This window comes from Mesorhizobium sp. Cs1321R2N1, assembly GCF_037179725.1.
GTDB lineage: Bacteria > Pseudomonadota > Alphaproteobacteria > Rhizobiales > Rhizobiaceae > Mesorhizobium > Mesorhizobium salmacidum.
Genome location: NZ_JAPYKP010000009.1, coordinates 49,028 through 72,861 on the forward strand (window position 1 = coordinate 49,028; position 23,834 = coordinate 72,861).

Sequence of the window (23,834 nt, forward strand, 5' to 3'; positions counted from 1 at the left end):
CGTGCGGCACAAACACGGAATCCGGCGCCACAGAACGCGCGCAGCATGTCGATCACGTGCTTGCTTGCCGTAGGGCTGCTGTCGGCGACAGCGCTCGTCGGTTGCGCCTCGAAAAGATACATTCCGCCGGAGGTCGGTTATGATGATGCCGCACCCGCTCTGCGGAAAGCCGACCCGCCCGGTCCGGTGAAGGTGGTGGAGCTTCCAAAACCACTCCCGCTACCCGGCCAATTGAAGCCGGTCGAAAGTGGTAGGGCAAAGACCGAGCCGGCCGATCCCAAGCAGCGCATCAGCCAGGCGAACGAGGCCGCGCGAATGCAGCCCGTTCGCGACGGCTTTATCAACGCGATCCAGCTCTACCCCTGGAGCGAGGGGGCGCTCTATCAAATCTATGCCGCGCCCGGACAGGTCACCGATATCGCCCTGCAGCCCGGCGAGCAGCTTGTCGGCTCCGGCCCCGTCGCCGCTGGCGACACGGTGCGCTGGATTATCGGCGATACGCAGAGCGGAACAGGGGACCGGCTTCAGGTCCATATTCTCGTCAAGCCGACGCGTCCCGATCTCCAGACCAATCTTGTCATCAACAGCGACCGGCGCACCTATCATATCGAGCTGCGCTCGACCGAGAAGACGTACATGGCCTCGGTTTCATGGCAATATCCGCAGGATCAGATCATTGCGCTTCGGCGCCAGAACGCGGAGGCTTCCGCCGCTCAGCCTGTTGCGTCCGGCGTCGACATCCAAGAACTCAACTTCCGCTATCGCATCGAAGGTGACCCAGCACCCTGGAGGCCACTGCGCGCTTTCGACGATGGCGCAAAAGTCTACATCGAGTTCCCCTCGGGCATCGGTCAGGGTGAAATGCCGCCGCTCTTCGTTGTGGGTCCGTCCGGTGGCTCCGAACTGGTCAACTACCGTGCCCGCCAGAACTACTACGTGGTCGACCGGCTGTTTGCCGCAGCCGAACTAAGGCTGGGCGACAAGACCAGCGAAAAGCGCGTCCGGATCGTGCGCACCGACGGAAGAAAGCCGCAGCGCAGCGTGGGGCTGTTTCGATGAGCGACACCGCCACTTCACCGAACTCGGATATCGCCGCGGAACTGCGGCTGCGGCCCGAACCCGCCAGGGTGACGCGACTGTCGCGCAAGCTGCTCGTTGGCCTTGGCGGCGTCGCAAGCGTTGCGATCCTTGGCACGCTAATTTGGGCGCTGGACACCAGACGGCGCGGCAACGAGCAATCATCCGAACTGTTCACCACCGAAAATCGCACCACTGCCGACGGACTGCAGGTGCTGCCGAAGGACTATTCAGGTGTCCCGAAACTTGGGCCTGCTTTGCCTGGCGATCTCGGACGACCGATCCTGCGCGCGCAAGAGCGCGGACAACAGATCCAGGTGCCAGACATCCGCACACCGCCTGCCGATCCTGACGAACAACGCCGCCTGGCCGAGATCGAGGCCGCCCGCGTGGCGAAGCTATTCACCGACAGCAACGCGCGGGCCAATCCAGCGCGACAGAGTTCTGGCGCAAATGACGGCGGCGGCGCCTTGTCCGGGTCCGCGCCCTCGCCCAAACAGCCCGCGCTTGAGCCGAACTCAGCGCAAAATGGGCAGGACCGCAAAACTGCCTTCGTCAATGCAGCGCCCGACCGCCGCACCGTCAGTCCCGATCGTCTCGCCGAAAAAGCCTCGCCCTACGTCGTCCAGGCCGGAACGATCATCCCGGCCGCTCTCCTCACCGGTATTCGATCCGATCTTCCCGGCCAGATCACCGCCCAGGTCACGGAGAATGTCTTCGACAGCCCGACAGGATCGTACCTGCTCATCCCGCAGGGCGCTAAACTGATCGGCCAGTACGACAGCCAGGTCGCCTTCGGTCAGTCGCGCGTCCTGCTGGTGTGGAATCGTCTGATCATGCCCAATGGCACCTCCATCGTGCTGGAGCGCCAGCAGGGCGCGGACACTGAAGGGTTCTCCGGGCTCGAGGACGAGGTCGACCATCACTGGGGCCAGCTGTTCCGGGCTGCAGCACTTTCGACCCTGCTCGGGATAGGGACGTCTCTTGGTTCCAGCAACGACGAAAGCGACATCGCCAAGGCCATTCGCGAAAGCGCACAGGATTCCGCTTCCAATATTGGCCAGCAGGTCGTGCGCAACCAGCTTACCGTCCAGCCGACGCTGACCATCCGGCCGGGTTTTCCAGTTCGTGTCATCGTCAATCGCGATCTCGTTCTGGAGCCCTACGGTCAAGCGAAGGATCCGTCATGACCAAGCTGAAACTCTCCGCCATTCCCGACGATCGGCCGGTCAAGATCACGGTCGAATTGCCAGCCACCGTTCATCGCGATCTGGTCGCCTACGCCGAGGTCCTCGGCCGCGACACCGGCCAGGCTGCAGATCCGGCTAAATTGATCGCGCCCATGGTGTCGCGGTTTATGGCCACGGATCGGGCCTTCGCCCGGGTCCGGCGCAGCCTGAAAGAGAGCTAGTTTCGGGCGGACGCCGCTGGCGTATCAGGGCGGGCAATGCCTGCGCAGAAAGTCGATGAAATCAGTCACGTCGGGATCTTTGCCCAAGGATCCAACGACGGCATTGAGGAACGCGCAGTTGCAAAGGGGTGGATCCGTTCGCACCGATTGCTCCCCAACCTTTGCCGGATCGGCTGTTTCAATTCCCTGGAGCGTGTCGTCCAGGTCTTTCAAGATGCGCCGTATTTTGGCCAGGAAAGTTTTGCCTGAGGCCGTTGCTTTGACCCCACCGGGCTGACGTTCGAACAGAGTTACGCCCAGCCTTAGTTCGAGATCTTTTATGCGCCTGCTGAGCGCGGAATGATGAATCCGCAGCCGTCGGGATGCGCCGAGGAAGCTGCCCTCCTCGGCGACGATGGTGGCAAAATGAAGCGTGAGAAGCTGGATGGCGCGGTGCATGGCACCTCTTCCGTGCGCGGACCGTGACTTGCGTTTACGAAGCGGATCTATTGCTACCTGGGCTGCGTGTCTCACGAAGCCTTTGCAGCGTGCGTTCATCAAAACAGGCTGTCACCGCGACAGTCTCTTCCCCGGCGATCATTTTCGGCAGTCCCAGCGGCGTCACCTTGAAATGCAACTGAACCAGGCGCAGCAGCCACAGCGGGTTCATTTCGATAATGATTGTGTCCACCCCGCTACCCAAGCCCCACTCGACGATGCCGGACAGCAGCGCATTGGCAACCGGGCTCAGCATCCGTCCGCGTTCGCGATATTGCGGCTCGACGCAGTAACGCGACCATTCCCAGATGTTTTCGCCCACTGGACGCGTGCCTTCGCACAGCTCCTGCAAAATGTCCGACAGAAGGTGAGGTCGCGTCGATGGCAGCAGGCGCTGATAGCCGACCACCCGGTCCTGCTCGGTGAAGAGCATGTGGACGGCACGCCTGTCGTCAAAGCGGTCGACCTCACGACCGTCTTCACGCCACAGGTCCGTCCAGCCCTTTTCCTCGACAAACACCTTGTGGCGAAGGCGGAACGCCTGATCCAGTTCCGCCTGATATTCGTCGGCATTGCGCGACGTGACGACATGAAGCATCTCGGTTGTCCTCCAGTTTCGAGGTCAACCAATGGTTCATCGCGGACCGATGCGGCATCACGCGATTGCGTGAGGCTAGTTGATCAGCCCCAGGCGGAAAGCTGTCGTGACGGCCTGCACGTTGTTTGTCACGCCGAGCCTCTGGCGCATCAATCGCAGATGCGTATCTGCCGTGTTGCGGCTGACGTTGAGGCGATCAGCGACCTGCTCCACGGTGAGGCCTTCGGCAACCCAGCGCAGGACATCCTGTTGTCGAGGTGACAGACGCACTGGTGTCGAGGCCTGTTTGCCATCCGCAAGAAGGGCCGCGCATCCGAAGGCGCAGGCGGCGACAAACTGAAAGGCGAGACGGTCGTGAGGACCCGGCTCGAGCTTCTCCCCTGCAATGGAAAATCCCACCGGTTGCCCGTTCAGTGTCGCGAACGGAATCGTGAAGCCGTCACGCAGATTAAACTCTGATGCCTCCGCCATGATCTGTCGGCCGAAGGAACACACCCGGGAAACTTGATCAATCTCGCTCCACCGGAAGGGTGTGCCCCCACGCTTTACAAGCTGAATGGTAGGATCGCGATGAAGATAGCCTTTGGAGAAATAGCGCTCCGACCATTGCTGCGGCCAGGCGTCAAGCAGCACATGGGAAATCTGCTCACGCCTCAGCGCACGCGGCGGTGGGATCGGTCCTGCCAGCACGTTTCTGGCGCCAAAGCGCTCGGCATAGGAAATCAGGTGCTGACAGATTTCCTGCTGGCTTGAACTGTTGCGGATCTGATTGAGAAACTCGAACGTGTCATCGAGGTGCCGACGCCAAAGCGCAGGTGCTTCCATAACGCGTTGCTTCCATGATGGTGATGGTAGTGGGTGGTTTGGGGCTCGGGTGGGATTGCAGGCATCAAGCTGCCGCATTGCTGGCCGACCGGTGCTGGTCGACAACTCTCCTCGATTCTTGTTGCATCAGTTGAGCGAGTTGCTCGGGTTAAGGTCGACAGCGGCCTTGATGCCAACGGCGGAGCTGGGACCGACCGGCGGAGCGGTCCGTTTCCTCGCGCGCCTGCCGGATGCCTTGGGAAATGGCGTGTGATTGCCTCTCCTATGCTCACTTCGAGTATATCAGGAATGTTGCTTCCAGCCTCGTCGGAGTCAACCCCCGACAACAGGCAGTATGGCCCTGCGACAGTCAGGTGGCGCAAGCGGGAGAAACTGAGGAGCCCGCAGCCAATGTGGAATCAGCCCCCATATCTGAGTCCAGCCATCTTGCCCTTCCGAGCATTCTGTAACCCGCCTACGGGTCACACCGCTCCGCGTAACGGATTGACGAATTCGAGTCCTGCAAAGTCCTTTTCGTTATCCGTCACCACCACGCACTCGTTCGCGCCGGCGACAGCGGCTATGATCATGTCGAGCCCGCTGCGTGGCTGGCCGGCCGCTCTCCCTTCGGCCATCAGTCGGGCCCAGATCAGCGCCGCCTTGTCGTCGAACGAGAGGATACGGTTCGCAAAAAGCGCTTGCGGCCCGTCAGACCCCGAGAACCACTTGTCGAGCGCGTCGCGCTTTTTGCCTTGCGGCTTCTCCAAAACACCGCGGCGGATCTCCGCAAGCGTCAGCGACGCGATGAACAGATCATCGTCCCGCTGAGACGACATCCATGCCATGAGCGATTCCGATGGCTGCGGTTTGACTACATTACTGATGATGTTGGTATCAAGCAGGTAGCGCGTCACAGATCGACCTTGCGCCCTTCTTCGCGGGGCCGCGAAAAATCGAGATCGGCGCCCACCAGCGGCGACCGCAGCAAAACGGCGAGGATTCGGCCAGGTTTGGGGGGCTCGCCGGCGATCGACTTGCTCACCGTCGCGCGAAGTTCTGAAGCTTCGGGGGTATCCTCCGACAGGCGCCGGGCAAGCGATCGGATAAGATCGCGATCGGCGTCCCGACCAAGCACTTCGAAACGCGTTAAGCCGCGCAGGGCAAGTCGGGAGCGGTACTGTTGGATCGCACGTTTCTGTGAACTTCCCATAGTGAACCTCTGATATTTCCAGTAATATAGCCAGAAACGGGGATTTCAGCAAGGAGTGGCGCGGCTACTGCGGGCGCAACGCGGCGGACGGCAGCGACGAGACGGACGTGCTCGTCAGGTTGGTCTGCGTAGGGCCGAAGCAAAAAATCGCACCACGATCTGTGCGGATGGCGTGGTTCTGTCGTTCGTGAGCTACCCTGGCATCTATTCCCGAGCGGTGGGTGAACAACTCCGCTCTGTCAAACAGCAGGGCGCTTTCACCGCATCTGACATGCCCCGAATAGACTTGCAGAGGCAGGCATGCTGGGTTTTTGAAAGTTGCCGTTCGCGCTGACGAGCCAACAGGCCCCTAGCGATATCCAGCGGCCTGAAGTTCGAAGAGCTCGGCGTAGCGACCGCACTCGGCCAAAAGCTCCTCATGTGTACCCTGCGCCTCAACCTTCCCGTCGGCCAGCACTAGGATCCGGTCGGCCATCCGCACGCTGGAAAAGCGATGGGAAATCAGCACCGATGTTTTGCCCTTGCTCAGTTCCTTGAAACGGCGGAACACCTCGGATTCCGAACGGGCGTCGAGTGCGGCCGTCGGTTCATCCAGGATCAATAGCTCGGCACCTCGCATATAGGCACGAGCGATTGCGATCTTCTGCCATTCGCCGCCTGACAGCTCCACACCATTGTTAAATTGCTTGCCGATCATCTGGTCATATCCGCCCGGCAGCCTGCCGATGACCTGGCCGGCTTGGCTGCGTTCGGCGGCACGTTCTACGCGATCTCTGTCCTCGCGGGCCTTGATGCGGCCAACCGCGATGTTGTCGTTAGCAGTCATGTTGTAGCGAACGAAATCCTGGAAGATCACGCCGATCGAATTGCGCAGTTCATCCAGATCATATTCTCGCAAATCCTTGCCATCGAGTAGAATCCGGCCCTCATTGGGATCGTAGAGGCGCGCCAGCAGCTTAACCAGCGTGGTCTTGCCGGCGCCATTCTCCCCAACAAGCGCCAACACCTCTCCGGCCCGTAGCGTGAAGCTGAGACCGCGCACCGCCCATCGCTCCGCTCCCGGATATTGGAATCCCACGTCTTCGAAGACGAAGCCTTCTCGGATTGGACAAGGGACCGGCAGCGGGTCCTTGGGCGTCAGGATTTCAGGCTCTAAGTCAAAGAACGAGAACAGGTCCTTGAGGAACTCCGCCTGACCGGCGGTTCTGGCGAAACCCAACAGCAGCGATTCCACCGCATCGCTCAGTTGCAGGAACGAACCGGCGAGGAACGTAAGGTCGCCAACGGTGAAGTTTCCCTGTAGCGTACCCCATATGATGTATGCGTAAGCGCCGTAATAAGCCATCGTGCCGATGGCGGTGAATAAACCGCTCCACATCGTGCGCCGTACTGCTAGCTTGCGGTTTGCGGTATAGAATTGATCTGCAAGCTGCACATAACGATCGATGAGAAAGCGGCTCAAGCCGAAAATCTTAACCTCTTTGGCCGCCTCCACGCTGGTTGCCGTCAGGCGTACATAGCTATGCTCGCGCTGCGCGGGCGTGCGGCTGAAATGGAGCGAATAGCTCCTCGCATTGAAATAGAATTCGCCGAGAAATGCCGGCACCACGGCGATCAACATCAGAACGACCAGCCAGGGAGCAATGATCAAAAGGCCCGCTGCGAAGCTGATTGCCTTTATCATGCCTGCCGCCTGATAAAAAAGGGAGAGCAGCGTCATGGAATGGCTTGTCTGGATGCGCGCACGTTCGAGCTGGTTCTGAAATTCGGCGTCCTCGAAATTCTTTAGATCCAGCGTCGCGGCATGTTCCATAAGACGGACGCTTGAGGCGATTGTAACGCGCTCGGCAAGTACATTTTCAACCAGAGAGCTGACGCGGCTATACAAATCGGTGAACACGGCCAGCCCGAACCCGGCCGCGATCAACAGTAAAAGCTGATGCAACTGCTCGTCATGAAAGGACAGGGCGGGCGCCCCCAATTGGATTTGGTGGCTGACCTCGTCGATGATGAGCTTGCCGACATAGAGTTTGCTGACGGGAAGCAACGCATCGACAAGCTTCAACAGCAATGTGGACATTGTTAGATACGGGCTTGTGCGCCACACCATGGCGATAAACAGGGCCATGGCGTGAAGCGTGCCAAGCCGCTTCTTCGTCGAACGCACGACTGGTGGCGAGGACGTATTGTGACAAGGAGCCTTTGGTGGAGGAGCTTTTGGATTTTTGCCATTGGGGCTCTTCATACTAAAAACCTCGCGTCCTCTGATGCGAAGGATCAACGGACTGCTCCTTGCCTTTGTGTCGGTCATGCTCGTTTCGGTCGGCGGAGCTCGCTCTATTTCCGACTCCACTGCGGGTTTGGCACGCTGAGATGGGGATGATTTCTCCTGAGCCGAGTTGCAGGCTGATTGCCAATCTGCCGCGCAAACGGCGTGCCAGGTGAAGCCCTTCAACGGAATGCGTACGATTGTCGAAGCGCAGTCCGATGGCCGACATTGTCGGACATGCGTTACCCTGTTGCGTTCGTCGACATCCCGCTCGCGTTGGGCAACCGATACCAGCTGACCGAAGGGGACACGACCCGACGCCGCCTATCTATTCCTGGGTTCGATGTAGCTGGTTCCGCGGCCTGCCGCTTGTATGCCCAAGGCTTGGCGTCGATCTCCTGAGCGCCTTAGTACCGAGGCCCGAGCCTGACACGATGCAGGGCTTCCAGCACGATCTCGGATTTGGCGAGCGCCAATTTCGATCAGAATTAGGTACTCGGCATTTCGGTCGTCCTCGATGAAACGTTCGAGTTCCTCAACTCTCCAAAATACCGCGGCAGATCTCCGTAGCGACGCGATTACAGATCCTCATCGCGCTGTGACGACATCCATGCCCGAGCGATTCCGACGGCGGGGGGGGGGTTCAATTTTGCTGCCGACGTTTGTGTGAAGTAGGTAACGCGACACGAGTCGATCTTGCGTCCCTATCTCGGGATCCACGAAGGCCAGGCGCGTCAACTACGCCACCGGTCATGGGCAGCTCGGCCCGACCCACACGGCTGCGACGCGGATCATCGCGAATCTCGTCACTCGGCGGACTCTACCCATCGAGGTTGCGTCCTATCGAGTCGAGGGATTCTGTGGCTCGCAACGAGTATGAAAGCGGCGATTCGTGTCACGGTCGCACCTACACGAAACCAAATCCCCCGATATGCCGATCAGTTTTCGGCGTAGCGGAAATCGTAGGAGCTCAAAGGCCGCCGATCTCGGGCATATTCATCGCTCGCTCTGGCGCAGTGCTACGGGACCCACCGAGACAAGTTTGCGGCTCCGCCCATCAGCGCCTCGAGCGGACCTCTGCCGAACGCGCGCCTCCATAACATTGCGAACGCACTGATTGCGAGCAAGAATCCCAGCAGGTAGAGTGAGGATGATCCTGGCTGGAGCACCCAGATTCCCCCGATGTGCAGGACATAAGCCGTCAACGACATGGAACCGACAGTCGCGATTGGAGCGGTCAGCACGCGAAGACGCGTGTCGGAAACGGCCAGGCTCATCGCCAGAACTAGGAGGGCGACGCCGGTGTTCCCCAGGATCGAGAAGGTGGTCTCACTGTGAGGTGAGGCCACCCACAACCAAACGGCCTCGTCCCCGAACGCCATCCACGAGTTGAATCCTCCCGCATCCGACCACCAGAGATCGCCCACCTTCCCGCCCTGCGCGGTGATCGTCTGTGCGACCCCCGGCACATAGTGCAAGGCGAGCGCGGACCCTCCATATCCAAAGACGGCGAGCGCTATTCCAGCGGTCGCCAACCACTGGCGGGTGATCATTTCCGTCAGATTCAGGCGTGCGACCGCCATGCCTGCGATCATGAATGGTATCCATGTCACGGCAGGGTACGCCCCGCTAATCAACAGGGTAACAAGCGGGTGGGCCATCCCCTTGTCCATCACTCCGTTGATCAGGAATCTTAGCTGAGGAAACACAAGTGCCGTCGAAAGCGCTATGGCAGCGAGCGCGAAAGAATCGAGCCGGTAGAGTGGAAGAACCAGAAGAAAGCATAGTCCGTAATAGGAGAGGACCACACGCACCGGCGTTCCGGTCTCCTGCAGCAGCATACCTAAGCTTAGCAGGATGAGCGCGCGTATCACCACTTTGATCTGAGCTTGGCGACCTGCTTGTGCTGTCTTTGGGACCCTTCCAGTGATGAGGACAAGGGAGAACCCCGCCAAGAAGGCGAAGAGCGCGGAAGAGCGACCATGAGCGAGTTCTAGAATAAAGCCGGTGACCCCCCTTCGCGTAGAGAGGGTCCGACATGTGCGGCGTACATGCCGAACACAGCCAATCCGCGCGCCAGGTCGACGCCGACAAGTCGGTTTGCCGGCAAGTGACGACCCGAATTGGCACCTCCTGCCACACGGGCGTTAGCCTCCAAGGTCGAATTGTGTCGAAAAAAGCTCATGGCGTCCTCGAGTGCGTTGGCGAGGCGTCGCCCCGGGGATAAATCCGAGCGCGCCGCAAGCTCGTGGCCGCAAGACGCACCCAGGCGGGAACAGGTCACCGCAGCGTGGGGCGGTCGCGCGATCAGCTGACACGACTGCGGGTTTGGCGAGCTGGGTTCGTTGATTTCGCCTGATCCGAGGCGGAGCCCGGTTGTCGCTAGGCCTGCATATTGCCGTGCCAAAGCTGTCGAGATCCTGACCGATAGCCGGGAATGTCGGATATGCGACGAACAACTGACATCACGAAGCGAGGCGGCACGCCTTTTTCGGCGACGGGACGACGACCCATTCAAGAAGCTGGCGAGCGAACGCCGGACAGCTGTGGACTTCGCTCGACAAAGATTGGGGTACAGCGTGGCGCCGTGAGCTGACGGGCTTAGAATCGTGCGACGGATACTCTCTCAAAGAAGGGCCGAAAACGCCTTCAGTGGCTTTCCGTTGTGACTTACCGGCCATCGTGTTTGTGCCAGCAGTCGAATACGGCCGAAGAAAAGCGGTTACGTCTGGCTTCTGATGCCCGCAGCGCGGCAAATGGCAAGCTCTTTCGCCACAAACCCGGCTTGTCGCGGCGAGCGTGCAGGCAAGAGCGATATGGCTCTGCGACGGACTCCCTGGGTGGAAAAGGTGGTTCTTATAGGCTGCCGTGCGACTCGGTGCTTCGCAGGTTTGGAACTGGCGCGGGCCGGCCTTCGGACAGTCGTCCTTTTTGACAACGGCATTCTCAAGCTGGCAAGACTTGGGCTGGTCGATGGCGCTGACGAGGCCGAGCTGTGGATCGCGCAATGCAGGTTCAGCCTGGAATGGGATCTCGCGTACCAACCGCGTGCGATCTCGGTTGCGGTACGGCGAAGTTTCGGCGGCCATTCTATGCCGCGTCCGCGCCGAACAACTGATCGTCGATTACCGGTCGGTGCTCACGCCGACCGATGTGGAGATCATAGACCAAGGCGCGAAGACTGTTCGGCGACCGCACACCCATGGTCGGGCATGCAAACAACAAAGCGATTGAGATCTGGGCTGTCTATGCAGTCGTGCCAGGATGACTTGATGCTGTCGCTGAGCCGGAGCAACTCGGTTGTCCTCCAGTTTCGAGGTCAACCAATGGTTCATCGCGGACCGATGCGGCATCACGCGATTGCGTGAGGCTAGCTGATCAGCCCCAGGCGGAAAGCTGTCGTGACGGCCTGCACGTTGCTTGTCACGCCGAGCCTCTGGCGCATCAATCGCAGATGCGTATCTGCCGTGTTGCGGCTGACGTTCAGGCGATCAGCGACCTGCTCCACGGTGAGGCCTTCGGCAACCCAGCGTAGGACGTCCTGTTGTCGAGGTGACAGACGCACTGGTTTCGAGGCCTGCTTGCCATCCGCAAGAAGGGCCGCGCATCCGAAGGCGCAGGCGGCGACGAACTGAAAGGCGAGACGGTCGTGAGGACCCGGCTCGGACGAACTGACCACGATCGCCCGTGCCTTGTCCCAAGGCCGGGAGGCGGTTTCAGCAGAGCTGGCGTCCTCCACCCAAGCAGCCGCCGCGCGTTTGACGTCCCCGAAGGTGCATGATCCGCTGGTGGAAGGACGCCTGACCTTTGTCGACGAAGACATGACGCGCAGGAAAAGCGGCTTTTCCGAGCGCTCCAGGCTTCAGGACGAAACGCTCCGCCTACCGCCTTTCCCGACCACGACGATCGGCTCCTTTCCGCAAACGCCCGAGATTCGCAATGCGCGCGCGGCCCATGCAAGCGGAGACCTGAGCTATATCGACTATGAGGCGTTCCTTAGGAAGGAGATCGAGGCAACCATCCGTTGGCAGGACGAGATCGGGTTGGACGTGCTGGTGCATGGTGAGTTTGAACGAAACGACATGGTGCAATATTTCGGTGAGCAGCTCTCCGGATTCGCCTTCACGCAGCACGCCTGGGTGCAGAGCTACGGGTCACGTTATGTGCGACCGCCGATCATCTTTGGCGACGTGTCGAGGCCCAATCCGATGACGGTGCGCTGGTGGCGGTATGCTCAATCGCTAACAGACAAACCCGTTAAGGGCATGCTCACCGGCCCGGTGACGATTCTTAACTGGTCGTTCGTGCGGGATGATCTTGCGCGGTCCGTCGTCTGCCGTCAGATTGCGTTCGCCCTCCGTGCCGAGGTGGCAGATCTCGAAAGCGCCGGCGCCAAGGTGATTCAAATCGACGAAGCTGCACTGCGCGAGGGCTTGCCGCTGCGCAAATCCGAGTGGAAGCATTATCTCGAATGGGCCATCGAGTGCTTTCGGCTCGCTTCCACGGGCGTGTATGATGTGACCCAGATCCACACGCACATGTGCTACTCCGAATTCAACGACATAATAGACGCGATCGCGGCGATGGATGCGGATGTGATCTCCATCGAAACCTCGCGCTCGCGGATGGAGTTGCTCGACGCCTTCGAAAAGTCCAATTATCCGAACGAGATCGGACCGGGCATCTACGATATCCACTCACCGCGGGTGCCGGGCGTCGACGAGATGACGAAACTACTCTCGCAGGCGCGACAGCGCCTTTGCGATAGTCAGATTTGGGTTAATCCCGATTGCGGCTTGAAGACACGTCGGTGGGAGGAAGTCCGTCCGGCACTTATCAACATGGTCGAAGCCGCGCGTTTTCTGAGAGACGCACCGATGGCCGCCTAGCAAAAGTGTACGCCTCGCCGTTGCGACCGGATACACTGCACTGAAGCGGATGGAAGTTGGGTAACGGAAAGGGGGGCGAACGGGCACGCCATTTCGTTGGGAGTGTGTGACAGTCCGCTGACGGCCTTGATTTGACGGGTCCGATTCTTCTTCCGATTCGGCGGTCAATATACCCCACCACCTTGCAATGACGATGTCTTCGAGTCGGAGCGCATCTCTAACAGCGTGCGGTCGTGACGTGCTCCCCTGAATTGTCCTCGCTTTGAGGTTAGCCTGTTCCCCGGATGAGGAGACAGGCAATGAAACGATCGAGATTTTCTGACGAACAGATCATCGGGATTTTGAAGGAGCACCAGGCCGGGCTCTCGGCGACGGAGCTTTGCCGCAAATACGGCGTGAGCGACGCGACCTTCTACAAGTGGCGCTCAAAGTATGGCGGCATGGATGTGTCGGAGGCGAAGCGGCTGAAGGCTCTTGAGGAGGAGAACGGCAAGCTGAAGCGTCTGCTGGCCGATGCGATGCTCGACGTCTCGACCTTGCGCGAGATGCTCGGAAAAAACTTCTGACGCCTGGGTCGAGGAGGACCGCCGTGACCTGGGCGATCGAGAACAAGGGCTATTCGCAGCGCCGGGCTTGCGGGCTCGTCGGCATGGAGCCGCGGGTTTACCGCTACCGTTCGAGCCGGCCGGACGATGCAGGCCTGCGCAAGCGGCTGCGGGAATTGGCCGCTGAACGCCGGCGCTTTGGCTACCGTCGGCTGCACCTGCTCCTGAAGCGCGAAGGTGTGGCGGTGAACTGGAAGAAGCTCTATCGCCTCTATCGCGAGGAGCGGCTGACGGTGCGCAAGCGAGGTGGCCGCAAGCGGGCATTGGGCACCAGGGCGCCGATGGCAATCCCGCAGGGCGCCAACCAGCGCTGGAGCCTCGACTTCGTCTCCGACGCGCTGACCGATGGCCGCCGCTTCCGGATCCTGTGCGTCATCGACGACTTCAGCCGGGAGTGTCTGGCCACGGTCGTCGACAACTCGATCTCGGGTGAGCGTGTCGCCCGGGAACTCGACATCATCGCCGAGCATCGCGGCTACCCCTGCATGATCGTGTCGGACAATGGCACCGAGCTGACCTCGAATGCCATCCTGGCGTGGCAGGAGGATCGGCAGGTCGAATGGCACTACATCGCGCCGGGGAAGCCGATGCAGAATGGCTTCGTGGAAAGCTTCAACGGGAGGCTACGCGACGAGTGCCTCAACGAGCGGCTCTTCACCAGCTACCGGCATGCCCGCAACAGCATCGAAGAATGGAGGATCGACTACAATGTGAATCGCCCACACACGAGCCTCGATGGGCTCACCCCGCTTGAATATGCAACCCGATCCGTCAAGGATCACAACGTGAACAGCGCTAACTTATAGACGCGGACAAAACGGGGAGCACGTCAGTCGGATCTCATCTGAACATTGAGAGTGGTAAAGTGATGCCGTTTGAACCCGATGCGTGGATAGGGTTGATGGCCTCCATTGCTCTGAAAGGGCCGACTGATTGCCTCCACCAGATCATCCCATGCAAAAGTTCGGCGTGCGGTGTATTCTCCCCAAGCGCGCACGGGATCGTCATGCGTCGATCGCGGTAGTCACAAGTCAAGGGTTTAGTCGCCCCAAACCCTACCCTAAGCGCCTATCACCGCCGCAAAGCCGCCCGCTCGCTACAGCGCTATTGAGGGCGCGCTCGCGAGCAGCTTTTGCTCGGCCGAGTTACACCACGTGCCCCGATCGCCGTTTCAGATTTCCTGCTCTTCGAGCGCATAACCGGCCGAGCGTATGGTTCGGATGACGTTGTGGGGGGAGAGCGCCTTTCTCAGTCGGCTGACATGGACGTCAACTGTGCGCGGGCCAACATAGATGTTTGCCGGCCAAGCGGCGCTAACCAGTTCGTCACGGCTGCATACCTTGCCAGGGTTTTCCATCAGGTGGCGCAGCATGTTGAACTCGAGCGGGCCAAGACGGAGCTGCTGGCCACCGCAGTGTACCCGACGGCTTCTGGGCTCCATATTAAGCTGACCGCAGGTCAGCGCCCCGTCGTTCCCGCCGTTGGGGAGCAGGCGAGTCCGCAGTTTCCCGTCCAGATACGCGAGCAATTTAGCCGGCGCGAAGGGCCGCAGGAAACTTTCGTCAATGCCGGCCTTGAGCAGATCGAGCTGCTGGTGCTCAGCGCCGGAAGCGATCAGGGCGATAACAGGCAGTGCGTTGATTTGCAACTCGCCTTTCAGCCGGGCGCAGATCCCCGGGCCGGTAGCGGTAACCGGTTGGCAGTCCAGGACAACAGCCTGCGGCCCGCACTCAGTCGCGTGCCGTATCGCGTCCTCGACGCCACCGGCCAGCACCGTTTCGAAGCCGTCCACCTCCAGGACGTGACTGAAGAACAGGTAGAACTCGGCATCCTGCGAACAGATCAGGATTAACGGCTTCATCTGCGTCGTACGTTAATGGAGCATTGAACGCCGGTCGTCACGCAGCTCGCTCTCAATCGCCGCTTTGCTACGCCTGCCCTTGCCTCTGTCAGTGCCACCGGACATTTCCCTCACGGCCAGCGTCCGATTGGCAATTTGCTGTGCCCTGGAAACGCAGATCTACCCAAACAGACCACACGTGGGTCGTAGGCGACCACGATGGCGCCTCCAGATCAGCTGCTCGATCAGGTCGGCCAAGCAAACCCAGCCGGTACGATCCGAGCTGGTGAGATAGGGAGCCGACGTAAATCGCAGTGATCATTTCGGCGCAAACTCCTCCGGTAGTACCACTCGACGCCTCGTTATCCGCGCACTAGCTGATGCTGACCTGACAAGGCTCGGTTGCTACCTTCGTTCCAGTTCGCTCCGCGCCATCAAGTGCTTCTCGGCAGTTCCTTGTCTCAAGACCAGAAGATCAAAATTCGTGCCAACACCAAGGGAGCCGCAGAGAAGATTTGCGACTTTTATTTCAGCAGTTTAACGGGAATGCAGCAGAAGATCAGGCCGAACCCACAATGTCGCGGACCCGACAAAGCGCATTGCTATAACCTGCCTAGCTTGCTTAGGTCTTCGCGCCAATGACAACGTCGGCGGGGCCGAGTCTTCGACATGGCTGCCTACAACAACCCCGCCTGCTCGGCCTCTTTGCGCAGGTTCTGCCGTGGCCTTGGGCCGATCTGCTGGATCACCAATCCGGCCGCCAGTGAGCCAAGATCGCCGCAGGTCTGGAGGTCTCGGCCCTGTGTATAGCCATGCAGGAAACCGGCGGCGTAGAGGTCGCCGGCGCCTGTCGTGTCGACCAGTTCCTTGATGGCGGTTGCCTTTATGACCACGGTCTCGTCGCCGCGTACGATGACCGAGCCCTTTTCGGAGCGGGTCACCGCGGCGATCTTGCAATCCTTGCGGATCTGCGCCAGCGCCTCGTCGAATGACGAAGTCTGGTAAAGCGACTTGATCTCGTGGCTGTTGGCAAAAACAATGTCGACCGTGCCCGAGCGCATCAGGTCGAGGAATTCGTCGCGGTAGCGGTCGACGCAGAATGGATCCGACAAGGTCATCGAGACTTCGCGACCGGCCGCGTGCGCAAGTTTCGCCGTCTGCCGGATGGCTTCCTTGGCGCGCGGCGGGTCCCACAGATAACCCTCGAAATAGGTCACCTTGGCGCCCGACGCCTTGTCGGCCTCGACATCTTCCGGCCCGAGTTCGACGCAGGCGCCGAGATAGGTGTTCATCGAGCGCTCGCCATCGGGGGTGACGAAGATCATCGAGCGCGCCGTCGGCGGCTGGCCCTCGAGCGGCCTGGTGTCGAAGGCGACGCCCTGCGCGTGGATATCGTGCGCATAGATTTCGCCCAGCGCATCGTTGGAGACCTTGCCGAAGAAGGCGGCGCGTCCGCCGAAGGAGGCGACACCGGCCGCCGTGTTGCCGGCGCTGCCGCCGGAGGCCTCGATCGCCGGGCCCATGCGGCTGTAGAGCAATTCGGCGCGGTGGGTGTCGATGAGATTCATCGCGCCCTTGATGATGCTGTTGGTCTCGAGGAAGTCCTCCTCGCACTGGGCGATGATGTCGACAATCGCATTGCCGATGCAAAGCACGTCATAATCCGGCATCAATGTCTCCGCCAAAAACCCGAGCCGGCTTCTTGCCATGCCCGGACGCTTACGCTCTGTGCGATGGTTTGCCGCTTGCAGACCGACCCGCCATTGGCCTCAAGCCGCCCAGACCTGCCTCCCACCTCAAGTGATCGGCTCTGTCCGTGCTCTCCCAGGTGAACTCAGGCTCCTCACGGCCAAAGTGCCCATAGGTCGCGGTCTTGCGGTAGATCGGGCGCAACAGATCAAGCATTTTGATTATGCCTTTGGGCGTTAGATCGAACACCTCAAGAATGAGGCGCTCGATCCTTTCTTCCTCGATCGTCGCCGTCCCGAAGGTGTTGACGAAGACCGAAACCGGATTGGCTACGCCGATTGCGTAGGCAAGCTGCACCTCGCAAACCTCGGCAAGTCCGCCCGCGACGACATTTTTAGCGACGTACCGAGCCGCATAGGCTGCCGAACGATCGACCTTGGAGGGATCCTTGCCCGAAAAGGCACCACCGCCGTGCCGCCCCATCCCGCCGTAGGAGTCGACAATGATCTTGCGTCCAGTGAGGCCGCAGTCTCCGCGAGGCCCCCCCACCACGAACCGTCCCGTTGGGTTGACCAGGAGTCTGATCCCTGTCGTGTCCAGGTCGGTTGGCAAAACAGGCCTTATGATTTCCTCGATGACGCCTTCCCGGACTGCTTCCTGTGAGACATCCTCATCATGTTGGGTCGACAGGACGATGGTATCCAGCGCAACAGGGCGCAAACCTTCATATCGCACAGAGACTTGCGATTTTACGTCGGGACGCAGCCAGCTAAGCTGTCCTGCTTTGCGAGTCTCTGCCTGCCTTTTCGTCAAGTGGTGAGCGAGCTGGATTGGCAAGGGCATCAGTGTATCGGTCTCGCTGCACGCATATCCAAACATGAGGCCCTGATCGCCCGCTCCCTGATCGAGATCAATCCCGCGTCCTTGGTCCACACCTTGGCTGATGTCAGACGACTGTTCGTTGATAGCTAGAACGACAGCGCAATGCCGACCATCAAACCCGATTGCATAGTCATCATATCCAATATCAAGAATGGTATCGCGCGCAACTTGGCCGTAGTCGATCTGCGCATCACTGGTAATCTCGCCAGCCAGCACGACCATCCCTGTCTTCACCAAAGTCTCACAATTTTTCACCAACGCTTCACACGCGACGCGCCCTTTGGGATCCTTGAGAAGGACCGCATCGAGAATGGCATCCGAGATGTTGTCGGCCATCTTATCAGGGTGTCCGGCGCCGACGGATTCTGAAGAGAACACGAATTGTCTAGCCATGGTGCGCCTCACTTCATCTCTTTAAGGTGTAGGTGTCTGATTAAGGTGTAGGTGTCAGAGTTGGGCGGTCTTGCTGGTCGGTGATGCCGGGCACAGAACGGAGCGCAGAAGCCCGCAACGTCTCGCCGTACGCTGGCATGAACATCTGGGTCATTGGGGTGGCGGCAGACCAGGTCGATGAAACCGGCAATCTGCTCCATTTCTCCCTCACGCATGCCCATAGACGTCACTGCAGGTGTTCCTAAGCGGATCCCGCTCGTGACGGCTGGCTGGCGGGGATCCCCGGGAACCATGTTAAAGTTCGTAATTATGCCTGCGTCTGCAAGGCGCTCGGTATAGGCTTTGCCCGACAATGATTTGCGCCGGGGATCAAGGATCAGCATGTGATTGTCAGTCCCGCCGGTGACCAGGTCAGAACCACGGTCGAGAAGCGCTTGGGCAAGAGCCTTGGCATTCTTGAAGATCTGCCGGCCCCTTCAGACGTGATGAACGCGTTTGTGGTCATCGTTTGTAAGCCCCCGCGCTGCTCAAGATGAGCGGCACCAGAATTTCCGACCCCGGACCGCCCCTGGATTCCAGACGTTATGGGATCATACCATCGCCAGGAATGTTCGATCGCAAAGAGTCTATGAATTCGCGTGAAGGATCTGTTGCAGTAAACAGAAATGCCTTGTCGCGATCCGCGGTCTTGACGAGCTCACCGAGCACCTGATCGCGTTCATGCTGTCGAGGCACTCGGGGCCTAAAAAGCCCGCCGTCTTTAGTTCCAGCAACTCGTGCTCAGCGGCATTTGCGGTGCACAAGCCGCGAGCGGCTCGGATATGAGATCAAATAAATGCGAGGTTTTTTTCGGAACCAGTCAATTCGGCGCGATGGGTGTCGATGAGGTTCATCGCGCCCTTGATGATGCCGTTGGTCTGGAGAACGTCCTCCTCGCACTGGGCGATGATGTCGACAATCGCATTGCCGATGCAGACCTTGCCGAAGAAGGCGGCGCGTCCGCCGAAGGAGGCGACACCGGCCGCCGTGTTGCCGGCGCTGCCGCCGGAGGCCTCGATCGCAGGGCCCATGCGGCTGTAGAGCAAGCACGTCATAATCCGGCATCAATGTTCTCTTTCCTTTCATCGGGAAATATCTGCGAGAAGGCGATGCGCGAGGCGTCGTCGATGGCGACATGGACGAATTCCCAGCCGACGCCGCGGCTGGTGGACTGGCCCTTGCGATCTCCTGTGATGCAGTGGCCGATGCGTTCGAAGCCGCCGTGCTTCTTGATGTCGATGCGGATCATTTCGCCTGGCTGCTCGCGCTTCGTACCACCGGCTCGGCCGGCTCCAAGTCTGTCAGCCGCGAAAGGCCCGCGCGCGCAAGCACCCGGCTCACCGTCGCTGGCGAAACGTCAACCTCATGCGCGATATGCCGACCGGTGAGGCGCTGGTGCCCCAGCGCCACGATCCGCCCAACGATCGGCGGTTCGATGGCGCTGGGGCTATGCTTGGGGCGCGACGAGCGGTCGGCCATGCCGGCCCGGCCCTCAGCTCTATAGCGCTCGGCCCAACGCGCCACTACTTCAACGCCGCTTGGGCTTGGGAAAGGCGGCCTTCTATCACCGACAGCGCCATTTCCTCTCGAATCAGCGGCGTCAGGCGGGCATTCTTATGGATGTTCATTCGGACCCTCCGGCGAATCTGAAGCGTGGTAACTCCAGTCTCCTCGGTCGGGCCCGAATGGACACCCATTCACAACAAGTCGTCGTTTGCAGATGTGCGTTCAGCTTTGTGGCCAAGGAGCGAACGGAGAAATCGCGAAGCCATGGCCATCTGACGATCGTTTCAGAACAACCGACGCCCGTTGCGATACAAGATTCCCGACAGTCCCGCGACTTCTCATCCACGCAAAGCACGACCGCCCGGTCCGGAGGCGAGATGTAAAGACCGGCGATGTCCTGCACCTTGTCGACAAGAGCGGATCAGAGGAAAGCTTGAATGTCTCGGGACGATGCGGCTGCACGCCAAACGCGGTCCAGATCCGATGGATGGTGGTATGCGAAAGGCCGCTGTCGGCAGCCATCGAGCGGATGGACAGTGCGTGGCATCCTTAGGAATGGTGTTCACGTACGCTCGACGACGTGAGCAACCTGGGCATCGGAGACAGTTCGCGGTCGACCGGCACGATATCATCTGTCAGCCCTTCAATACCATCCTGTACGAACCGACGGCGCCACTTGCCAACCGTGTGCTCGTGAACACCCAGGCGTTCGGCAACGTCTTTGCTTTGCAGACCCTGCGCGCATAGCAAGACCAATCCGGCATCGATCCGACAAGGAGCGTGGCGCTTTATGCCGGCGCAACTGAGATTCGAGAAAACTTCTATCCGAGTCGCTCAGAACGATGACGTCCGCCTGCCTGCCAACCATCCATCAAACTCCTGCTCTTGTGACAGAAGCCGAACAAAATGGAGCTTATTTTGGTTCCGGGTGACTAGCTAAAAGCGATGTTCGTTGGTCGGTTCAATGATTTCGCCAGCCCTCACCTCCTCGCGGAGTTCGCAAGTAATGTCCCTGACACGGTGCTGTCTAGTTTGTCGGGACAGTGACAGAGCTTTGACCAACGGTTTGAGCCCGTCAGAGGCTAACGAGCTGAAGAGCAACTGAAAATTATTTTCACCAACTTGATCGACCAAATTGGCACGAGTTCTGAGTGTTCCTTTTTGCGCGGCGGAAGCATCTGCTTGCCGATGTTGTGACCCGCGATGCAATTGTACCACCGGATCGAAGCGATAGGTCAGATGTGCGGCAGATCGAGTGTCAACGGAACTGAAAGCCGCTTCAAGTGAAATTATGGTCTAGGTTCCAATGAGGTAAGGCAGATACAGAGTTGTTGTTGAGACGGACCTGGCATGCGCCGCTTGGTACAGCCGCAAGGGTATTTTGGGTGCAGGATTTAAAATGCCGCACCGGGAAAGTGACTGGTTAATCATGAACACGACCGTTCTGAAATTCGGGGGCTCTTCTTTGTTATCACCGGAAGATTACGGCAGAGTTGCTGCACACATAGCCGATCGACTAATTGCGGGCGAAACGAAAATTGTGGCCGTGGTGAGCGCGATGTCTGGAACAACTGGCAATTTGAACGCTCTCATGAGTGACGTCAACAAGGAAGCGTCCTCATCGAACCTTGATGCCGCTCTAGCAACCGGAGAAACGCTCAGCGCCTGCCTTATGGAGGCCGCCGTCGGCAGGTTAGGGATTCCTGTAATATCTTTGAATGGTTACTCCCTTGGTATACGTACGGATTCAGTTTTCGGACGGGCGTCGGTGGAAAGCGTCGATGCTAAGCCGATTTTTGCGGCGTTGCAAGATTATGACGTTGTCGTTGCTGCGGGTGCTCAGGGAATTAACCAGGACGGACGGTTAACGTTCCTTGGACGAAACAGTTCTGATCTAACGGCAATAGTAATTGCGTCGATGTTGGGAGAGCATGCGTGCGAAATATACTCGGATGTTCCCGGCGTCTATACGGCCGATCCATATCTTGTCCCAGGCGCACAACTGATTCCTGAGATAGCCTATGGCGCAATCGAACAGATGTCGCGACATGGTGCAAAGGTACTGCACCATAGGGCGGTCGACTACGCCAGAAAACGCGCCATCAGCATTGTTTGCAAATCGCTCACCTACGATGGAGCCGTCACGGGCACGACCGTGGCGGGCCAGGGCGACGCCCGTTCGGTGACTGTGGCTCGGGACGCGGCGGTGTTGACATGCGTTAGCCTTGCAGAACGCGACCATCTCCGCGCGATCCTTGATCAACACGAGACCAGCGCGATCTACCTAGAGGAAAACGACGAGCCTGCTATATGCATTACGAGCGACATTGATTTTGCCACGCGGCTGCTCGCGCTGAGGGACACTCGTTCAGTTTCCATTGCATTAAGAACAGCGGTTACCGAGATTGATTCGTCGGTTGTGCGCGTGCACTTGGAGAGCGACTATGAGCGCGCCATTTTCCTAGCACGTCAGATACACGAACGAATGCATCCCGGATCGCTTGGCGAGCCCTCCGGGTCGAAAACGGCTAAACATCGCTCATCGTAACACTTCGTTGCTCATTGCGCCGGTAACGATCCGAAATGCCGACTACGAGACGTTATGATGCGACGACCGGAAAAATCGCGAGGCAGCTCGCTCTCACGCATCGACTCACTGCGCCTGCAGTTGCCTCTGCGCCAACAGACACTCCCCTCAATGACCAGAGGACGATCGGTGATTTGGCGGCGAAAAGATCAAACCACCCCAATGAGGTCTTGCTCGGTCGCCAGCCACCGCGGATCGCTCTATCATCTCCAAACAGACCGGACCGCACGTTCCGAGCTGGTGAGCCGGCGTCCATGTCATTCGCAGGTATCACCTCGGCGCGGCCTCCCGGGCTGACTCGGCGCTTCCTATACGCAGTACCTGATGCCGAATCTGACAACGTTGGGCCGGCATCAGATCCCTTCGCTGGCCGAGTATTAGCGAATTCGGAAATACGGAGATCCGGTCTATGTATTGCCCCCATTTGTAATTGCGAGGTTAGATGTCAGAGTTTCTTTCAAGTTTGCCGTTATTTTGTACTAGAATTATAAAAACGGCGCGAACTATATAGAGATGAACGGTTAACGAGTCAGGACCAGAACGTAGTACCAGTCAGGGGGTACTTGTGAGCGCAGGGGCAATGCCGGGGACTTCGAAGCGAGTTATCGCGGATGTACGGACTAACAGGCGGAGCATTCCCGTTTGCGGCGGATTTTGCCATCAGAGATATTCGTGACCTAAGAGATAGCGGAGAAATAAACATGTTTCTTAAAGCTGATGGAAATGAAGTTTGGCTAAAGAGTTCGACAAGGTTCCCGTATCTGTCCCTGATCGGCATTATTGACACCGCTGAGGACTACGCAACAATTCGACCGAAGTTGCGTCGGGCTTATGATCTACTTTCCGGAATTGCCTCAGATGATGCATTCCTAGTGCGAGAATTGGACAGTGACGGCGCCGTCATCTTCTGCGCCCGACCCGACAAGAAATGCGCCTTGTTGCTGATGGGAAAATTTGATGAGGGCCGGGAGAGGCGAGAACCCTGTGCTGCTCTCGAAGGTTTCGTCGAAGTCGTCGCAAGCAGTATAGATGGAGTCGGCCGGCAAGCAGGCGCGACAATCCGTGTCGAGTTCGTGCAACTCGAGTTGGCAATGCACGCCGGCTGAAGGAGGTATCGTGTGAGTCCCTATCATAAACATCTCGCCGAACAGTGCGGGTTTCCTAGGGAGGGTTATGGCGAAACGGACTGCGTAAACTGCCGGCTGTCGCGCTCCCACTGACGACTGGCGGAAGCCGCAGGGCTGGCTGTTTCCCGGCCGCGACCCCGAACGTCCATCGCAGGTGCTGTATTCGGCCTGCCGCTCGGCGCGCGCGGCCGGCATGGACAAGCGGGTGACGGTGACGGTCCATACGCTCAGGCACCTCCTTCGCCACGCATTTACTTGAGAACGGCACCGATATCCGTATCATCCAGGTGCTGCTTGGCCACAACAATCTTTCCTCTACGGCCCCTACACCAAGGTCTCGACTCCGGTTGCACGACGAACCCGCTCGTCGGACTGAATGTCGAAGTGACTGATCGGTTCCACCAAAGTCGGCGAGACTGGAGGTAGCGGAT

The 23,834-nt window shown here is 59.2% G+C and carries 17 protein-coding genes and 6 pseudogenes; 8 read left to right on the top strand and 15 right to left on the bottom strand.

Features of this window, described 5'->3' with window-relative positions; all coding sequences use genetic code 11:
* Positions 1-45 precede the first annotated feature (45 nt).
* Genes trbG through O7A61_RS04515 form a run of 3 tightly spaced genes read left to right on the top strand, consistent with a single transcriptional unit; the run spans position 46 to position 2,488 of the window.
* The gene (gene trbG / locus O7A61_RS04505; protein ID WP_337128606.1) at positions 46-1,059 is read left to right on the top strand and encodes a P-type conjugative transfer protein TrbG; all 1,014 of its coding nucleotides are present in this window, start codon (positions 46-48) and stop codon (positions 1,057-1,059) included.
* Positions 1,056-2,267 carry a TrbI/VirB10 family protein gene (locus O7A61_RS04510; protein ID WP_337128607.1) on the top strand — a complete coding sequence of 404 codons (1,212 nt, stop codon included), beginning with the start codon at positions 1,056-1,058 and terminating at the stop codon, positions 2,265-2,267. Before trbG ends, O7A61_RS04510 begins: the two co-directional genes overlap by 4 nt.
* Positions 2,264-2,488, top strand: coding sequence for a DUF2274 domain-containing protein (locus O7A61_RS04515; protein ID WP_337128609.1), 225 nt, complete (start codon positions 2,264-2,266; stop codon positions 2,486-2,488). Before O7A61_RS04510 ends, O7A61_RS04515 begins: the two co-directional genes overlap by 4 nt.
* Before the next feature lie 24 nt (positions 2,489-2,512).
* Here the strand turns inward: O7A61_RS04515 and O7A61_RS04520 are convergent, their stop codons facing one another.
* The 8 genes from O7A61_RS04520 to O7A61_RS04555 all read right to left on the bottom strand — a co-directional run bounded on the left by O7A61_RS04520 (position 2,513) and on the right by O7A61_RS04555 (position 11,585).
* On the bottom strand, positions 2,513-2,926 hold the full coding sequence (locus O7A61_RS04520) for a LysR family transcriptional regulator (protein ID WP_337128611.1): 414 nt from the start codon (positions 2,924-2,926) through the stop codon (positions 2,513-2,515).
* Between the two features lie 34 nt (positions 2,927-2,960).
* Positions 2,961-3,563 (bottom strand): acyl-homoserine-lactone synthase, encoded by a 603-nt coding sequence (locus tag O7A61_RS04525; protein WP_337128613.1) that lies wholly within the window; start codon positions 3,561-3,563, stop codon positions 2,961-2,963.
* A gap of 75 nt (positions 3,564-3,638) precedes the next feature.
* Complete coding sequence (locus tag O7A61_RS04530) at positions 3,639-4,388, bottom strand: helix-turn-helix transcriptional regulator (protein WP_337128615.1); 750 nt, start codon at positions 4,386-4,388, stop codon at positions 3,639-3,641.
* Positions 4,389-4,849: 461 nt separating this feature from the next.
* On the bottom strand, positions 4,850-5,281 hold the full coding sequence (locus tag O7A61_RS04535; protein ID WP_337128616.1) for a type II toxin-antitoxin system VapC family toxin: 432 nt from the start codon (positions 5,279-5,281) through the stop codon (positions 4,850-4,852).
* On the bottom strand, positions 5,278-5,577 hold the full coding sequence (locus O7A61_RS04540) for a hypothetical protein (protein ID WP_337128617.1): 300 nt from the start codon (positions 5,575-5,577) through the stop codon (positions 5,278-5,280). Before O7A61_RS04540 ends, O7A61_RS04535 begins: the two co-directional genes overlap by 4 nt.
* Before the next feature lie 349 nt (positions 5,578-5,926).
* A complete protein-coding gene (locus O7A61_RS04545; protein WP_442921046.1) occupies positions 5,927-7,705 on the bottom strand; it encodes an ABC transporter ATP-binding protein in 1,779 nt (592 codons plus the stop codon).
* 1,160 nt (positions 7,706-8,865) lie between these two features.
* On the bottom strand, positions 8,866-9,687 hold the full coding sequence (locus O7A61_RS04550; RefSeq protein WP_337128620.1) for a DUF418 domain-containing protein: 822 nt from the start codon (positions 9,685-9,687) through the stop codon (positions 8,866-8,868).
* 1,529 nt (positions 9,688-11,216) lie between these two features.
* On the bottom strand, positions 11,217-11,585 hold the full coding sequence (locus tag O7A61_RS04555; protein ID WP_337128621.1) for a response regulator transcription factor: 369 nt from the start codon (positions 11,583-11,585) through the stop codon (positions 11,217-11,219).
* Between O7A61_RS04555 and metE the strand changes: the two are divergent.
* Both metE and O7A61_RS04565 read left to right on the top strand, forming a co-directional pair.
* A pseudogene (gene metE / locus O7A61_RS04560) lies at positions 11,509-12,735 on the top strand (5-methyltetrahydropteroyltriglutamate--homocysteine S-methyltransferase); the annotation flags it as partial. The gene O7A61_RS04555 and the pseudogene metE overlap by 77 nt on opposite strands.
* Positions 12,736-13,034: 299 nt before the next feature.
* Positions 13,035-14,146, top strand: a protein-coding gene (locus O7A61_RS04565; protein ID WP_337128622.1) for an IS3 family transposase whose coding sequence is annotated in 2 segments (ribosomal slippage) — positions 13,035-13,290 and positions 13,290-14,146 — 1,113 coding nt in all. Because the reading frame shifts where the segments join, the coding sequence is not laid out codon by codon here.
* Between the two features lie 365 nt (positions 14,147-14,511).
* Here O7A61_RS04565 and O7A61_RS04570 read toward each other — a convergent pair.
* The 7 genes and pseudogenes from O7A61_RS04570 to O7A61_RS04600 all read right to left on the bottom strand — a co-directional run.
* Positions 14,512-15,201: a response regulator transcription factor gene (locus O7A61_RS04570; protein WP_337128624.1), complete on the bottom strand. Its 690-nt coding sequence runs from the start codon at positions 15,199-15,201 to the stop codon at positions 14,512-14,514.
* Positions 15,202-15,857: 656 nt separating this feature from the next.
* Positions 15,858-16,850 (bottom strand): adenosine kinase, encoded by a 993-nt coding sequence (locus O7A61_RS04575; RefSeq protein WP_337128627.1) that lies wholly within the window; start codon positions 16,848-16,850, stop codon positions 15,858-15,860.
* 49 nt (positions 16,851-16,899) lie between these two features.
* A complete protein-coding gene (gene metK, locus O7A61_RS04580) occupies positions 16,900-18,144 on the bottom strand; it encodes a methionine adenosyltransferase (protein WP_337128629.1) in 1,245 nt (414 codons plus the stop codon).
* Positions 18,145-18,184: 40 nt separating this feature from the next.
* Positions 18,185-18,617: pseudogene (gene glyA / locus O7A61_RS04585) on the bottom strand (serine hydroxymethyltransferase); the annotation flags it as partial.
* Between the two features lie 501 nt (positions 18,618-19,118).
* A pseudogene (locus tag O7A61_RS04590) lies at positions 19,119-19,238 on the bottom strand (adenosine kinase); the annotation flags it as partial.
* Positions 19,238-19,811: pseudogene (locus tag O7A61_RS04595) on the bottom strand (helix-turn-helix domain-containing protein); the annotation flags it as partial. The pseudogenes O7A61_RS04590 and O7A61_RS04595, both read right to left, overlap by 1 nt.
* A gap of 206 nt (positions 19,812-20,017) precedes the next feature.
* A pseudogene (locus O7A61_RS04600) lies at positions 20,018-20,557 on the bottom strand (IS630 family transposase); the annotation flags it as partial.
* 531 nt (positions 20,558-21,088) lie between these two features.
* On the opposite strand from O7A61_RS04600, the gene O7A61_RS04605 reads away from it, so the two are divergent.
* The 3 genes and pseudogenes from O7A61_RS04605 to O7A61_RS04615 form a co-directional block, all read left to right on the top strand.
* Entirely contained in the window at positions 21,089-22,237 is a 1,149-nt protein-coding gene (locus tag O7A61_RS04605; protein ID WP_337128630.1) for an aspartate kinase, read from the top strand.
* A 650-nt stretch (positions 22,238-22,887) separates the two neighbouring features.
* Positions 22,888-23,382, top strand: coding sequence for a hypothetical protein (locus O7A61_RS04610; protein ID WP_337128632.1), 495 nt, complete (start codon positions 22,888-22,890; stop codon positions 23,380-23,382).
* A gap of 118 nt (positions 23,383-23,500) precedes the next feature.
* Positions 23,501-23,779: pseudogene (locus O7A61_RS04615) on the top strand (tyrosine-type recombinase/integrase); the annotation flags it as partial.
* Positions 23,780-23,834 lie beyond the last annotated feature (55 nt).

What these genes read in the sequence shown, in the direction of transcription:
- trbG (WP_337128606.1), top strand. Translation starts at nt 46, where the DNA reads ATGTCGATCACGTGCTTGCTTGCCGTAGGGCTGCTGTCGGCGACAGCG.
- O7A61_RS04610 (WP_337128632.1), top strand. Translation starts at nt 22,888, where the DNA reads ATGTACGGACTAACAGGCGGAGCATTCCCGTTTGCGGCGGATTTTGCC.
- O7A61_RS04540 (WP_337128617.1), bottom strand. Translation starts at nt 5,577, where the DNA reads ATGGGAAGTTCACAGAAACGTGCGATCCAACAGTACCGCTCCCGACTT.
- O7A61_RS04520 (WP_337128611.1), bottom strand. Translation starts at nt 2,926, where the DNA reads ATGCACCGCGCCATCCAGCTTCTCACGCTTCATTTTGCCACCATCGTC.
- O7A61_RS04605 (WP_337128630.1), top strand. Translation starts at nt 21,089, where the DNA reads ATGCCGCACCGGGAAAGTGACTGGTTAATCATGAACACGACCGTTCTG.
- O7A61_RS04515 (WP_337128609.1), top strand. Translation starts at nt 2,264, where the DNA reads ATGACCAAGCTGAAACTCTCCGCCATTCCCGACGATCGGCCGGTCAAG.
- O7A61_RS04570 (WP_337128624.1), bottom strand. Translation starts at nt 15,201, where the DNA reads ATGAAGCCGTTAATCCTGATCTGTTCGCAGGATGCCGAGTTCTACCTG.
- O7A61_RS04550 (WP_337128620.1), bottom strand. Translation starts at nt 9,687, where the DNA reads ATGCTGCTGCAGGAGACCGGAACGCCGGTGCGTGTGGTCCTCTCCTAT.
- O7A61_RS04525 (WP_337128613.1), bottom strand. Translation starts at nt 3,563, where the DNA reads ATGCTTCATGTCGTCACGTCGCGCAATGCCGACGAATATCAGGCGGAA.
- metK (WP_337128629.1), bottom strand. Translation starts at nt 18,144, where the DNA reads ATGGCTAGACAATTCGTGTTCTCTTCAGAATCCGTCGGCGCCGGACAC.
- O7A61_RS04530 (WP_337128615.1), bottom strand. Translation starts at nt 4,388, where the DNA reads ATGGAAGCACCTGCGCTTTGGCGTCGGCACCTCGATGACACGTTCGAG.
- O7A61_RS04575 (WP_337128627.1), bottom strand. Translation starts at nt 16,850, where the DNA reads ATGCCGGATTATGACGTGCTTTGCATCGGCAATGCGATTGTCGACATC.
- O7A61_RS04545 (WP_442921046.1), bottom strand. Translation starts at nt 7,705, where the DNA reads ATGGCCCTGTTTATCGCCATGGTGTGGCGCACAAGCCCGTATCTAACA.
- O7A61_RS04510 (WP_337128607.1), top strand. Translation starts at nt 1,056, where the DNA reads ATGAGCGACACCGCCACTTCACCGAACTCGGATATCGCCGCGGAACTG.